The 12,841-nt window shown below is 59.3% G+C and carries 11 protein-coding genes and 1 pseudogene; 3 read left to right on the top strand and 9 right to left on the bottom strand.

Features of this window, described 5'->3' with window-relative positions:
• Positions 1-878 precede the first annotated feature (878 nt).
• Positions 879-1,256, bottom strand: a complete 378-nt coding sequence (locus GEV05_27660; protein MPZ47073.1) for a RidA family protein — start codon at positions 1,254-1,256, stop codon at positions 879-881.
• Between the two features lie 62 nt (positions 1,257-1,318).
• Positions 1,319-2,320, bottom strand: coding sequence for a zinc-binding dehydrogenase (locus GEV05_27655; protein ID MPZ47072.1), 1,002 nt, complete (start codon positions 2,318-2,320; stop codon positions 1,319-1,321).
• A 287-nt stretch (positions 2,321-2,607) separates the two neighbouring features.
• Between GEV05_27655 and GEV05_27650 the strand changes: the two genes are divergently transcribed.
• Both GEV05_27650 and GEV05_27645 read left to right on the top strand, forming a co-directional pair.
• Positions 2,608-3,381, top strand: a complete 774-nt coding sequence (locus GEV05_27650) for a helix-turn-helix domain-containing protein (protein MPZ47071.1) — start codon at positions 2,608-2,610, stop codon at positions 3,379-3,381.
• A 124-nt stretch (positions 3,382-3,505) separates the two neighbouring features.
• Positions 3,506-4,888, top strand: a complete 1,383-nt coding sequence (locus GEV05_27645) for a transposase (GenBank protein MPZ47070.1) — start codon at positions 3,506-3,508, stop codon at positions 4,886-4,888.
• A gap of 166 nt (positions 4,889-5,054) precedes the next feature.
• Here the strand turns inward: GEV05_27645 and GEV05_27640 are convergent, their stop codons facing one another.
• Positions 5,055-6,272, bottom strand: coding sequence for an aspartate aminotransferase family protein (locus tag GEV05_27640; GenBank protein ID MPZ47069.1), 1,218 nt, complete (start codon positions 6,270-6,272; stop codon positions 5,055-5,057).
• A gap of 594 nt (positions 6,273-6,866) precedes the next feature.
• Here GEV05_27640 and GEV05_27635 point away from each other — a divergent pair.
• Positions 6,867-8,633: an IS1634 family transposase gene (locus tag GEV05_27635; protein MPZ47068.1), complete on the top strand. Its 1,767-nt coding sequence runs from the start codon at positions 6,867-6,869 to the stop codon at positions 8,631-8,633.
• 214 nt (positions 8,634-8,847) lie between these two features.
• Here GEV05_27635 and GEV05_27630 read toward each other — a convergent pair whose 3' ends face one another.
• The 6 genes and pseudogenes from GEV05_27630 to GEV05_27605 all read right to left on the bottom strand — a co-directional run bounded on the left by GEV05_27630 (position 8,848) and on the right by GEV05_27605 (position 12,564).
• Positions 8,848-9,453, bottom strand: a complete 606-nt coding sequence (locus tag GEV05_27630) for a hypothetical protein (GenBank protein MPZ47067.1) — start codon at positions 9,451-9,453, stop codon at positions 8,848-8,850.
• 80 nt (positions 9,454-9,533) lie between these two features.
• Entirely contained in the window at positions 9,534-9,926 is a 393-nt protein-coding gene (locus GEV05_27625) for a hypothetical protein (GenBank protein ID MPZ47066.1), read from the bottom strand.
• Positions 9,927-10,063: 137 nt separating this feature from the next.
• Complete coding sequence (locus tag GEV05_27620; GenBank protein ID MPZ47065.1) at positions 10,064-10,555, bottom strand: hypothetical protein; 492 nt, start codon at positions 10,553-10,555, stop codon at positions 10,064-10,066.
• A 37-nt stretch (positions 10,556-10,592) separates the two neighbouring features.
• Positions 10,593-10,781, bottom strand: a complete 189-nt coding sequence (locus tag GEV05_27615; GenBank protein ID MPZ47064.1) for a hypothetical protein — start codon at positions 10,779-10,781, stop codon at positions 10,593-10,595.
• A gap of 147 nt (positions 10,782-10,928) precedes the next feature.
• Complete coding sequence (locus GEV05_27610; protein MPZ47063.1) at positions 10,929-11,195, bottom strand: hypothetical protein; 267 nt, start codon at positions 11,193-11,195, stop codon at positions 10,929-10,931.
• A gap of 435 nt (positions 11,196-11,630) precedes the next feature.
• Positions 11,631-12,564 (bottom strand): annotated as a pseudogene (locus GEV05_27605) (HNH endonuclease).
• Positions 12,565-12,841 lie beyond the last annotated feature (277 nt).

Below are 12,841 nucleotides of genomic sequence, written 5' to 3'. Positions count from 1 at the left end.
CTAGGGGGTTCACGAAATTGGTTTGAACCGACTGAACCTCAAACCAATCTACGTGCGCATGCGATGTCATCAACTCCCATTGCGTGATGCTTTCTCCGCGTCCTCACACGTTGCTGCGCGCGAGGACTTTGCAGCACCTCCGGGACAGGTCACTAAGCGACGTTAATTGCTACTTATCGATGATAGGTCGTCTGGTGAGAAGCGAAGGTCGATATAGGTTCCGCGACGTCGACGAACGAGGAGGCTCTTGCGACCAGTTCGATGCCCGCGCGGGGAAGCTACGATCTCAGCCGGACTTTGGCTCGAAGAGCACGATTGGCGGTGTGCGCTTGTGAAAGGTGAACAAAACACCTCGTCGACGTTTTTTTCCCGATTTGATCAGTGCGTGCGTGTCGCTGGTCTTCGCCAATGACGAGGCCTCGCACAGCTTATTCAGCATGCCGACGTGGGCTCGACGGCGTCCGAGAGGCGCCGGAACGCGCGCGCTATGCAGATCCTTAAGCCCTGGGTTGTAGAAACTGAATTGCCTGATTAGGCCGTGGCTCGTTAGGTTAGGCACCCACCTGACCCGCGAGGGCGCGAGGGCGCGAGAATCTCGGACCATTCGTCGAGCTGACCCCGCTTCTCCTCAAGGATCCAGCCTGCTTAGTTTTGTTCTCTGGCGGAGAGGTGATATTTGCAGGCTACGAGCACTCCATCTAGACCAGTACCGTCACCTGCTGTGGGGATATCTTTTGGGCGACGCAGCTTACGAGCTGCCCGGGGCGGCGACTCCCGATAACTCGTTGTGATCGACAGGCGGCCAGTTGGGCGGCTTTCGACCCAAGCGGACATTCGTTGGGTCCCCTCCAAATCGTCTCTAACGCATCACATTCGCTTCATGGCACGGCCGCGATCACCATAACTTCAACGAGCATCCCAGGTCGCCAAAAGTCGGTCGTGAGGCAAGCCCGCGCCGGAGGGTTTACCGGATCGACCCACTCGTTCCAAACAGAATTGTGATCTTCGAACAGACGCATGTCAGCGATCCAGACCTGGGCGCTTAGCAGCTGTGATTTGTCGGTTCCCGCGAGCTTGAGAAGCTCATCGACGCGTCGCAACACTTGAGCAGTCTGGGTTTTGATATCGCCGACAATCGGGTTGGGGGTGATGCCGGCGAAATAGGCGACGTTGCCGTGGATGACGGCCTGGCTGATGATCGGCTGACCGCGATTCTCGTCTGATATCTGTCTAATTTCGTGGCGTATGATCGACATGATGTTCCTTTCTGTGGAGTGAGTGCGTCGAAGGCCACAGGCCCCACATCAATTGGGACCGCTTACTCGAATGGAAGCATGACGATCGAGCCCGTTGTCTTGCGCCCGCCGATGAACTTGTGCGCGGCTGCAGCCTCCCGAAGTGGAAAGGTTTTGACAACGTAGCTCGCTACCACCCCCTTTGCGACGGCATCGAAGAGGGATTTTGCTCCGGCGTCGATTTCGCTTCGGTTCGACATGTAATGCGAAAGCGCGGGACGGGTGATAATGAGAGACCCGCGAACGCCCAGATCTTCGATGAGGTTGATCGGATCAGGAACGCCTGACGCCTGGCCGTAGGCTGCGCACATACCGACCAGCCGCAGGCAGTCGAGTGACCTTTGCAGCGTGTCCTTACCGATCGACTCATAGACAACGTCTACGCCTTTTCCGTCCGTAATCTTACGGGTGACAGCTACGAAGTCTTCGGTCGAGTAGTTGATAACGTGATGACAGCCGAGATTTCGAGCGATCTCGGCCTTCGCGTCGGTACTAACGGTACCGATGACAGTGGCTCCGAGATGCCGCGCCCAAGGACAAAGGATATGGCCCATGCCGCCAGCAGCCGCATGGATCAGAACGTAATCTCCCGGCTGCACCTTGTGCGTTCGATGCAGGAGATATTGCGCGGTCATCCCCTTCAGGACTAGTCCTGCCAGTTGAACGTCATCCAATGGCAAGTCCTTTGGAACCTTAATCAATTTGTCAGCCGGGTAAAGGCGCTCCTGACTATAGGCGCCGATTGGGGGAAGGCAGGTGCAAACCCGTTCGCCGACGGAGAACCCGGTGACGCCAGGACCCAACTCCTCGATCTCGCCAACTCCTTCGAAACCGACGACAACCGGCGGATCGCCGACGATCATCGGGTGCGGGATACCTGCTCGATGGTACGTATCAGCGAAATTCACGCCCACGGCCGTGCTGCGAAGACGTACCTGGCCACGCGCGGGAGACCCGACCTTGATCTCCTCCCACACGAAGTTGTCGGGTGCGCCTTTCTCGTGGATTACCGCCGCCATTCCCATGATGCGTTCCTCCTGCTGTTAACGAGCGGAGAGGTCACAGACGCTCTCAACCACTACGATCTCTAACTCGCTCGCACCGTCCTTCTTGCGGTACGCCGCGGCCTCAGGGTACTCGGCGGATTCGTGGCAGGCGACCGCCTTCTCGAAGCTCCTCGATGACGACGAAGCGGTAGAATTTCTCCCGGCCATTGTTGCCGAGAGGTTCGCAGTTGTCCCGCGCAAACAGTTCGGCCCACGCCGAACTGTTTTTGATTGACATGCTTCCGGTATCAGCGATAGGGTTAAAGATGGTCGCGGCGGAAAATCTAAATCTGGTGGAAGTGGCCGCTCTCGTGGGTGACACTGCGCGAGCGACGATGCTTGGCGCCCTTATGGGCGGCCGGTCGCTGACGGCTAAAGAGCTTGCTTACTACGCCAATGTCTCTCGATCGACGGCGAGCGGCCACCTTAGCAAGCTGGTTGCCGCGCGGCTTTTGACTGTCATTCGCGAACGCCGCTTCAGCTATTACCGGATCGCATCCCCGCTGGTCGCGTCAATGCTGGAGAGCATCAAGGTCGTCGCCGCCATAGAGGTGCCGCCCCGCCGTCAGCCGGAGTCAGCAAACGACGATGCACTCCGTTTTGCCCGTAGTTGCTACGATCACCTGGCTGGCCAGGTAGGAGTCGCTGTTACCGATGCACTTGTGGGCATGGGACACATCGTACTCACCGATGAAGGCGGTGAGGTGACGTCTTCGGGCGGGCGCTTCCTTTCCGCGTTCGGCGCTGATCTGAGGCCGAGGACTCGGCGGATTTTCTGCCAGCCTTGTCTCGACTGGAGCGAGCGTCGTTATCACCTCAAGGGACTCGTCGGAGCTCGGATTCTGGATCGTCTATTGGAGCTCGGATGGCTCAAATGTGTGTCGGGCAGCCGGGCACTCCAACTAACGTCGTCTGGAAGGGCGGGCTTGTCCGAAATCTTCCAGATCAAGATCAACAAGGAGGGCGTGGCAATATCGAGTGCAATGGAGAGCACGAACTCATGGGGTTCGCTGCGAGCGCGTCCAGGCTACGTCGCTTAGCCTATATCGTCGCCCATTTCTTCCCGTAGTCGAATGTCCGGTTCTGGCCTATTGTGTTGAAAAACTAGTACAAAAATTCGCCCGATCTCGGTATGCTGGCCTGACGCTTTCGGGAGGCGACGCAATGATGGGTCGAACAGGCGGCGCGCAAGACCAGCTGTTCTATTCCTTCAATCTCGATGATCACGTTCCTTCGGATCACCTGCTGCGCGGCATCGACCGTTTCCTCGACCTGACCGAACTGCGTCGGCACCTCGTGCCTTTCTACAGTCACACTGGCAGGCCGTCGATCGATCCGGAGCTGATGATTCGGATGCTGATCGTAGGCTACTGCTTTGGCATTCGCTCTGAGCGCCGTCTGTGTGAGGAGGTGCATCTAAACCTCGCCTACCGCTGGTTCTGTCGCTTGGGTTTGTCTGAGCCGGTGCCGGATCACTCGACCTTCTCGAAGAACCGGCACGGCCGCTTCCGAGAGAGCGGCGTCTTGCGGCATCTATTCGAAAGCGTCTTGCAGCGATGCATGGCAGAGGGGCTGGTCCGCGGAGAAGGTTTCGCAGCTGACGCGAGCATCGTCAAAGCTGATGCGCAACGCCAGCGTGGCGTGCCAGGTGAGCACGCAGTCAACTGGTTCAAGCAAGATGAGGCGTCTCGCGCGGTACGCGAGTACTTGGCGGGGTTGCAGGAGGCAAATGCGGCCGTAACGACACCGAAGAACGTCTCGCTGACCGATCCTGCTGCGACGTGGACCGCCGCGCCGGGCGGACCGGCCTTCTATGCGTATTCCACGAATTACCTGATCGACTTGGATGCGGGCATCATCGTTGATGTCGAGGCATCGGCGGTGAATAAAACGGCAGAGGTTGAAGCAACACGCGCAATGATCGAGCGCGTGGAGGCTAAGCTTGAACTAAAACCAACGCGCTTCGTTGCCGACACCAATTACGGGACAGCAGCGATGCTCGGCTGGTTAGTGGAGAAGAAGCAGATCGAGCCGCACGTTCCTGTCTGGGACAAATCAAATCGGGCGGACGGCACGTTCGAGACGAGCGACTTTATGTGGGACGAGCAGGCCAACGAATATCGATATCCTGCTGGCAAGGCGCTACGGGCTCTGCGGCGCCCATTCAAGATCGCGCGCACGGGCATCACCAAAGAAAACACGATCCGATACCGTGCGAGTCAGTTCGACTGCGCGCCATGCCCGCTGAAACAACAATGCTGCCCCAACATGCGGTGCCGACAAATCACGCGAAGCATCCACGAGCGGGCACGCGATGAGGCCCGGCGAATCGCTGCAACAGAAGGATATCGGCAGTCGCGGAAGGATCGTAAGAAGGTCGAGATTCTCTTCGCCCACCTCAAACGCATTCTTCGGCTGGATAAGCTACGGCTACGCGGCTTTAGCGGTGCGCGGGATGAGTTCCTATTGGCAGCAACTGCCCAGAACCTACGACGAATGGCGAAATGGCTGATGCCAGTAGGAAAAGCGGAAATGGCGATCAGTTGAAGAGCATTTGCGCCGCGGTAAGCCTAAATAATCCTGGCGCGGCATGTCTGATGGATCGCAGCGCGCTTAGCCGAGAGTGCGCTCCGAGTTCTTCAACACAATAAACCCGAAGCGGTCTATGAGGGTGAGAGTGTTAAAAAACTGCCTGTCGATGTTCAGCTCGGCCTCAGACCTGATCCAACATTTCTTTAACGCGCTCTGCCAATGCAATCGGATCCACGTTCGGATTCGCGGCGACGTTTCGCAACCACTTTTCGCCGTGGATCAGTGTCACCGAGGTCGATCCAGCAGGCAGGCGCTCGCGTAATGACTCTGTCGATGTTCGCTGTGAGCGCCAAGCGACGACGCCGGTGGTCGGCTGATCAAATACATCGACTCCGGGCATCGCACGAAGTGCCGCCGCAAACGACGCTGCGGCTTCCATGCAACGCTCGATTCGCTCCGCTATGCCGGTGCGCCCCCAGGCATAGAGCATGGCAAGCAGCGGGATGGCGGTCGCACCATGCGAGCCGAGTAGTCCAATGTTCGGTTCCGCCAAATAAGCACCTTCGAAGCTGATCGCCGAATGTGCAAGTTGTGTATTGCGGAAAAAGATCAGCGCCGATTCTTTGGGCTGAAAGAGCCATTTGTGCGCGGAAACGCTAACAGAATCCGCGCGCTCTATGCCAGCAAGTGCATCGGCATGTCGATGACTGAGACGCATCGGACCGGCCCACGCGGCATCGACGTGTGTCCACGCTGCCGCGCCGGAGGCATCCAACGGATCGACCGCTCCGACGCTGGTCGTGCCCGCCGTCAGGACCAGACATGACTGGGCAAGATCGCCCAGCGTCCCGGTGTTCATCCGACCTTGCTCGTCCGTCTCTACGGCGCGGTATTGCATGCCCAGCAGGGTGGCCGCTTTGCGAACAGATAGATGTGCAGCGTCAGAGGCGACGACCACTTTTGCGCCTCTGATTTCACGCGCCGCCCAAATACCAGTGAGGTTGCCAATGGTGGATCCCGGCACCATGTGCCCGCCATCCATTCCGAAGTACGGAGCAAGCCAGCGAACGACGTGCGCTTCCATGTCTCTGGCAACGGGTGCTGTCTCGGGATGGAGCAGGTTCTGATTCAGCGAGGCATTCCAAAGCGTCATCGCCCAGGTGAGCCAGGGAGTCGGCGGATCCATGTGAGCGAATGCGGTGCGGGCGTCGAGCCTCTGGGCGTAACCAAGAACTGTGGGGGCTAGCTGCGCAATGGCTGCCTCCTCACCGATGCCCAACTCTGGCAGGCTCCCGGGCAACTCTGCGACTGTGGCGGCGCGTCGCTCGCGCCATGCAAGCAGCTGGTCCAACGCGATTTCGATGCCGCGCCGATCAGGCAAGAACGCCTTGTCGATCATTCCTGTGCCTCAGAGGGTTTTGCGCATACGGCTAGGCTAGCAGACTCGCGTTGATTCCGCGCAGCGGGCCGGAGGACCGCTCCTGGCCGATTGCACTCCTTGGAATCGAGACGGTGGCGCGTACACGGCATTCAACGCACTATCAATAACTTGTTCTTATCGAGAGTTGTTTTGTCCGCAAGCGCTGACTTTGGCGCCCGCCATCGACGTTCTCGACATAAGAATCGGGGGCGACGAAGAGGGAGCGCCTTATCCACGGCCGATGCGCGTGCTGCGCCTCCTGCGCACGCAGCGCACGGCGGTGGGTAAGCATCCATTTCCGGCCGTTATCGGGCTGGATCGTTAGCTACTGCTAACGCGGGGTCGGGCGAGATCCGCACGAATGGTTGTCCCCTAGCCCAACTTCCACAGTTCGGTAGTGTTTGTGCCGAAAGCGGGCGCGCTGTGGCGCGACCGCAACAACCACCGCTCAGAGTGAGAAGGTCTCGCCAGATGCATGTGCCGCGTCTGGTTTTGCGTGAACGATCGAAAAAGCGCGTGTAGTGGCGACCAAGTGGATTGCCGCGAGCATTGTGCGCGTGAGAATGTGTGTCCATGTATCTGCGACACACGACGCGGCGCAAAGACGGCAAGACGCACGTGTATTGGCAATTGGTGCGCTCGGTGCGCCGCGGTCGCAAGGTGGTGCAGGAGACCGTAGCGCAGCTGGGGGAGCTGGATGCACAGGGACGTGCACGTGCGGCGGCGCTGGCACGCAGCATTTCAGGCGATGGCGCGGTGCTTGCGCAGCGCGGGCTGTTTGAACGCGATGAGGCGAGCGCGGCAGTTGCGGTCAAGCTTGATCAGGTTCGTTTGGAGCACGCGCGTAGCTTCGGTGCGGTGTGGCTGGGCTGGCTGTTGTGGCGGGCACTGAAGTTCGATGAACTGTGTAGCGCGCTCATGCCGCGCGGTCGCGAAGCGGTGGCGTGGGCCGATGTGATTGCGATCCTGGTGATTGGCCGGTTGTGCGAGCCCTCCAGTGAATTGCACGTGGCCGAGCGCTGGTATCGAACCACTGCACTGGAAGATCTGCTCGGGGTGAAGAGCGAAGACATCTATGACGAGCGGCTCTACCGGGCGCTCGATCGGTTGTTGCCGCACAAGGAGGCGATCGAGCAGCACCTGGTGAAGCGACTGGGCCAGCTCTTCGATCTCGATTACGATCTGCTGCTCTACGATGTGACGAGCACCTACTTCGAAGGTGTCGCCGACTCGAACATCGCGCGACGTGGCTATTCGCGTGATCACCGGCCCGATTGCGTGCAGGTCAACATTGCGCTGGTGGTCACGCGCGAGGGCATGCCGCTGGGCTACGAGATCTTCGCGGGCAACGTCCCGGATGTCACCACGGTGAAGGACATCGTCGCGGGCATGGAGCGGCGCTTCGGCAAAGCCAAGCGCGTGTGGGTGATGGATCGCGGCATGGTAAGCGCGGAGAACATCGCCTGGCTCAATGACACGGGACGGCGCTACGTGATCGGAACAGCGCGTGCGGAGTTGAAGCGCTGGTCGCGCGAACTCGCTGATAAAAACGACTGGCGCCACATTCGCGAAGACGTCGAGATCAAGGTGTGTCGCGGTCCCGAGGGGAGCGAAACCTTCCTGCTGTGTCGCTCGGCGAGCCGGCTGGAGAAAGAGAAGGCGATGCACAGCCGCTTCTCTCGGCAGATCGAGGAGGGGCTCGACTCGCTCGCCCGGCGCATCGCGAAGAGTAAACGTGCGCTCGATCGCGGCGTGCTCGAGCGCCAGATCGGGCGGCTGCTACAAAGGAATTCGCGTGCCGCCAGCCGCTACTCGATCTCGATCACCGAAGATCAAATCGCGCCGGCAGGCTTGAGGCTCAAATGGAGCGCGCGTCCCGAGTGGGACGACTGGGCGGGCGTGAGCGAAGGCACCTACATTCTTCGCAGCAACATCCACGACTGGTCCGATGAAGAGCTTTGGAAGACCTACGTCCAACTGAGCGAAGCCGAGGCGGCATTCCGTATTCAGAAGTCCGATCTATGCATCCGCCCCATCTGGCACCACAAGGAAGAGCGCATCAAAGCGCACATCCTCGTGTGCTTCCTTGCGTACGCGATGTGGAAGACGCTGCAGCAATGGCAATCACGCGCCGGCCTCGGTGATGCACCCCGTACGATCCTCACCGAGCTCTCACGCATTCATGCCGCAGACATCGTACTGCCGCTCGCTGAGGCTTCGTGCAAGGAGCTACGGTTGCGTTGCGTGGTGCGCCCGGATCGCGAACAGGCGATCCTTCTACAGCATCTCGGTCTCACCCTGCCGGAGCGCCTGCGCCCGCCACACACTACTGAAATGTAGTGGCGACTCGCAACACTAAGTCATTGATATTCCACAATACCGACCTTCGAACTGTGGAAGTTGGGCTAGCATGGGGCTCCTGCGGCTCGCGCTCCGGAGAGGGGTCGAACATTACCAACCAGGCTGAACGTAGAGACTTCCCTGCGTTCGCGGGACGGCCGTGGCGGCTACCGGGCACTGATCGGCGAGACTGCATGCGCGTTCACCCGGTGCCTCAAATCTCTTCGCTGCGATCGGCGATCTCCATCCTGAACTGCCATCCCTCGAAAGTCATGAGCATCCGCCCGAATTCCTCCCACGAAACATCCCGCCCATCGATTACGACCAGAGGCATGCGCTCATCATTCGCTCCGTCATAGTCGATTCGGGCGCGTACCGTCTTGCCTGCAATTTGCAGATCATGCGTGCCCTGAGCCAGCTGCTTGACGGACAGAGTTCGACGCATCCGCTCGACCAGGCGCCCCAGAAGCGATAGAAGATCGCCTTCCGGTTCGCCGAGAATCTCGAACTGATAGCCCGCCGGCTCCCCGCGCTCGAGCTCGAATGCGTCCAGAGCGACCATCGTCCCAAGCAGCCGCGTGCGGAAATGGAACGTGTGCGCCTCCCCAGCGCAATCGGTCATGACAAGCTCATCGAAATGGATATTTTCGAAGTGCTCCAGACCCTGCCTGCTTGCCACTTCCGCGTTGAAGCATCGGCTGCAAAGCTGCCGGTAGCCGCCCTTCATGGAGCCGTAGCTGACCACATCGTAGGCGGCGGTCACCGTGCCGCAGCCTTGGCACCGGATCCTACTTTCAGCATGCTCGTCGTCGTAGTGCATGAGAGTTCTCGCAGTCGTTTGCCGCAATGGGCGAATTGATACAGCTTATAGCCGCTTCGCGGTCCTGCCCCGCTTCGGCGCTACAGCCTTGTCGCTTTGCGTCCGGCGCACGAGTTCGTCTGTTCCGGCGACGAAATGAAGGCAATGCAGTTCACGCAATTCAGTGCGGCCAGAACGACGAACTTGTCGGTTTCTTCCGGTATAACGCGCTGTAGCCAGCCTGCCGTCTCGCCGCGCACGAATGCAAGAAGGTCCTTCTCCGGGTGAGTCTCGATGTATTGCAGTAGTGCACGCCCGCGAAGGCTCCGTGGCAGGTCATCGCCGAATCGAAGCGTGGCGACGAGGCGCCCCATCTGACGGTCCTGTTCATCCTCGGTGATGAGCGGCCAGATGTGGCCCGACTGCTTCATCGCTTCGAAGCCGATGAGCAGGATATCGAGCAGGAAATCCATCTTCGCCAGAGAGACGTCCAACCGCTGCTGGACTAAAAAAGAGGCGAAGATGTGAGGTTGCGCCCGGGCGAGCTCGTCGGCGAGCTGCTCCTTCTGCATCAAGTCCATCGCCCGAACCCTGGCGACAGCACTGAGGCGTGCCTGGCGCGAGATCCGGCTCATGTGCCCGTGTCACCGCGCTCGGCCGGGATGAACGGGATCAGGCCTTTTTCGTAGGCACGCCGCTGCAACTCTACCGGGGCCTGGCGGATGTCGATCATCGGGCCATTGACCTGCAGCATCCATACCAGTGGGTTGTCGCCCAGCCGGCTCGGCAACGTCCAATCGGGCGACATCGGTCTCATCTCGAGTGCCTCCCTGACCTGCCTGGATTTATTCTGCGCGGTGCTCTCCGCGACGCCGAAGAATTCGGAGAGGGCTTTAGGCTTGCAGTGCGGGACCTGGGAAGGGTCATCGAGGAAATTGACTCGGCCGACCGCGTGGACGGCGGCAGCGGCCCAGACGCTTTCCTTGCCCTTTTGCAGGGGCGATGGTCGTTTTCGTGCCAGGCTGCCGACCACCCGCCGGATCAGCACCCGGTATTCCTCGTTGAGGTGCTTCGCACAGAAGGCGTCCGTGAGCGCAGTGATTGCAGCCACCTTATCAACCATGGCGCGAGGAATTTTATCAGTGGGGACACGGCAGCGGTCAGCGCGGAAACGGGCGATTCTCACAGATCAGGCAACCGGCATTCAGCAGTAACCACCATATAAGAAAGTACGTCACTACGCCGGTCAGAACTCCGCCAACGCCGACATCTGAAATACGGTCGCCAAGAATTTGGCCCCATACGCCGGCGGCGAACAGTCCCGCAAGTGCTGAAATTAATTTTTTCATGTATCCCTCGCCAGGAAGACGAAAATATGCGACGAGACGCAAGCAGGAAAGGTACGAGCTGCTGGATGGCGTAATGCGCGCGCCAACAGGGGGGGCCGCGCGCGCCGTCTTCATCAGCTAAATCGGCGATCAGGGTACACGTAACCGCTAACTTCGCAAGCGGCCCTGATCGTCCAGCATTGTGCTCGTGATGAAGAGCGTGTCGAGATTGTGGCCGGTCCGCGCGAGCTGCGTGAACAAATCGGTAATGTATGAATGCTGGGAGAGTTCTTTAACCGGATCACAACCCGGATATAGCTTCTGAGCCGCCTCTACGGTCATTTTCACTTGGCGTTCTGTGCCGTCGATATGCAGGGTCATCGCTACGCAGCGTTCGACCTCATCAAGGCGACAATTCGTCGGTAATGGCTTCATTTTGCTGTCCCTGCGTTACCAGAAACCCAATTACGATCTGCTGTAATACGAAGTGTCTTGGATCAGTTTTGACGGCACACAATACGACGCGTCGACATGACGAAGCAAGCGGCCAACGGGCATGAGTCGGCACGAGGAGACCGATGAAACTCAGCCGGGCCGCAGGTTGATTTCACTCGGCACCTAATTTGGTCGCAAGGCGGGAAGTTATCGATCAGTTCAAGCTGTGGGTTAAGACCACACTTTCGAAGTCAGTCTTTATCGGCAGCGACGTCGCTGACGGACCGCTCCGGGTTGGATGCGACCGATTGGCCGCTCGACTCTGACGGCCGGAAGCGGAACTTCCCGGTGGCGCGATGCCAATGGCGATGTCCCCGGGCAATTACCGTGACTCTGCTGATGCAAGGAGGAATGCAACGCCGGGTTCGGCAGCCGCTATCCTAAGAACACGTTCTCGTTGTGCCACTGCAAAAGTTCGACACTTGGCCGGTCTGCACCAGTCGCAGGTATCGCAATGTGCTTGCCGTGCAGTGGATAGTAGCTCCTGCCGTTGTCGTAATCGCGGCGAAGCGACTGCTAACCTCGAACATCCCGTTGGGCGTTACGGTCAAGTATCCCTGTTCGAAAAGGCGGTGAAGATCCGCCCGCAGCAACAGGCCATTTCGGACTTCATGAGGGCCATCCTTCGCGAATGGACGAATGTGGGCAGCGTCGAGCGCCGGTAAGGAGTGCTCGCCAGTCATTGCGCAAGCACGCGAGTACGCATCGGTCACTGCAACACGAAACGCTCCTTGACCAAGCCGCGGACGGACGAGAATCGGTGCGCCATAACGCGGCGTGTCCCCGCCGATGAGCGTCGGCTCCATTACCTTCGGCGCAACACCCACGCGCGCTAAGCACTCTGACCACACGAGCGCCCCTTCGCCGACCGCCAGATCGTACCGCGTTGGTCGAAGCGTGCGAATAGGCCAGTCGCTCGGCTGCGGAATCCACTCATCTTTCGAGAAGAATGAGGCATTCACGACGATGATGCAGCCGATCTGAGGTACTGAATCGGCACCTACGTACCGGAAACGCCTTCTGATCTCAGCCAACCGGTCCTGCATTTCGTCGAACGTGGCACATCCGTTTCCCTCGCCGAAGCATTCCCAAGCGAGACGATCGGGGAGGGCCGAGTACCGAGCAAAATAGCCGAAGCCGGCGATCGCATTGTGTGGCGCCTTCAATTTGAAAAGAAACGGCGAGAACTCGGGAGCACGAAACGCCCAGTGAGCGGAGGGGTCCAGAAATTGACCTCCTCCCAGTACCGGCGCTGGCGAAGGAAGTCATACCAGCCGTAATCCGTGATAGCTATTGTGCCGGGAAGCATCATATAGCCCACGAGTCTAGCCTCGTGCGCTGTAAGGCACGCCATCAAGCGGAAGAGTGGCATGGGGTGACGACAGGCGCGTCGGTGATCCGCCGAAGTCATGCACCTGACGAGCGGTATTGCGCCGCGGCAGCAGTCGCATGAGTGCCGACGACGAAGCGGGGACTGATTCGGGGACTGCCGCAGGCGCTGTAAGTACGTACTAACCTACAACGCACTGATTATCGGTGGGTCTGGTTGGATTCGAACCAACGACCAAGGGATTATGAGTCCCCTG

The sequence above is a fragment of the Betaproteobacteria bacterium genome, from assembly GCA_009377585.1.
Taxonomy (GTDB): Bacteria; Pseudomonadota; Gammaproteobacteria; order Burkholderiales; family WYBJ01; genus WYBJ01.
Note: the sequence above shows the minus strand (reverse complement) of the source record. Positions and strands in the feature narration are given on the sequence as shown.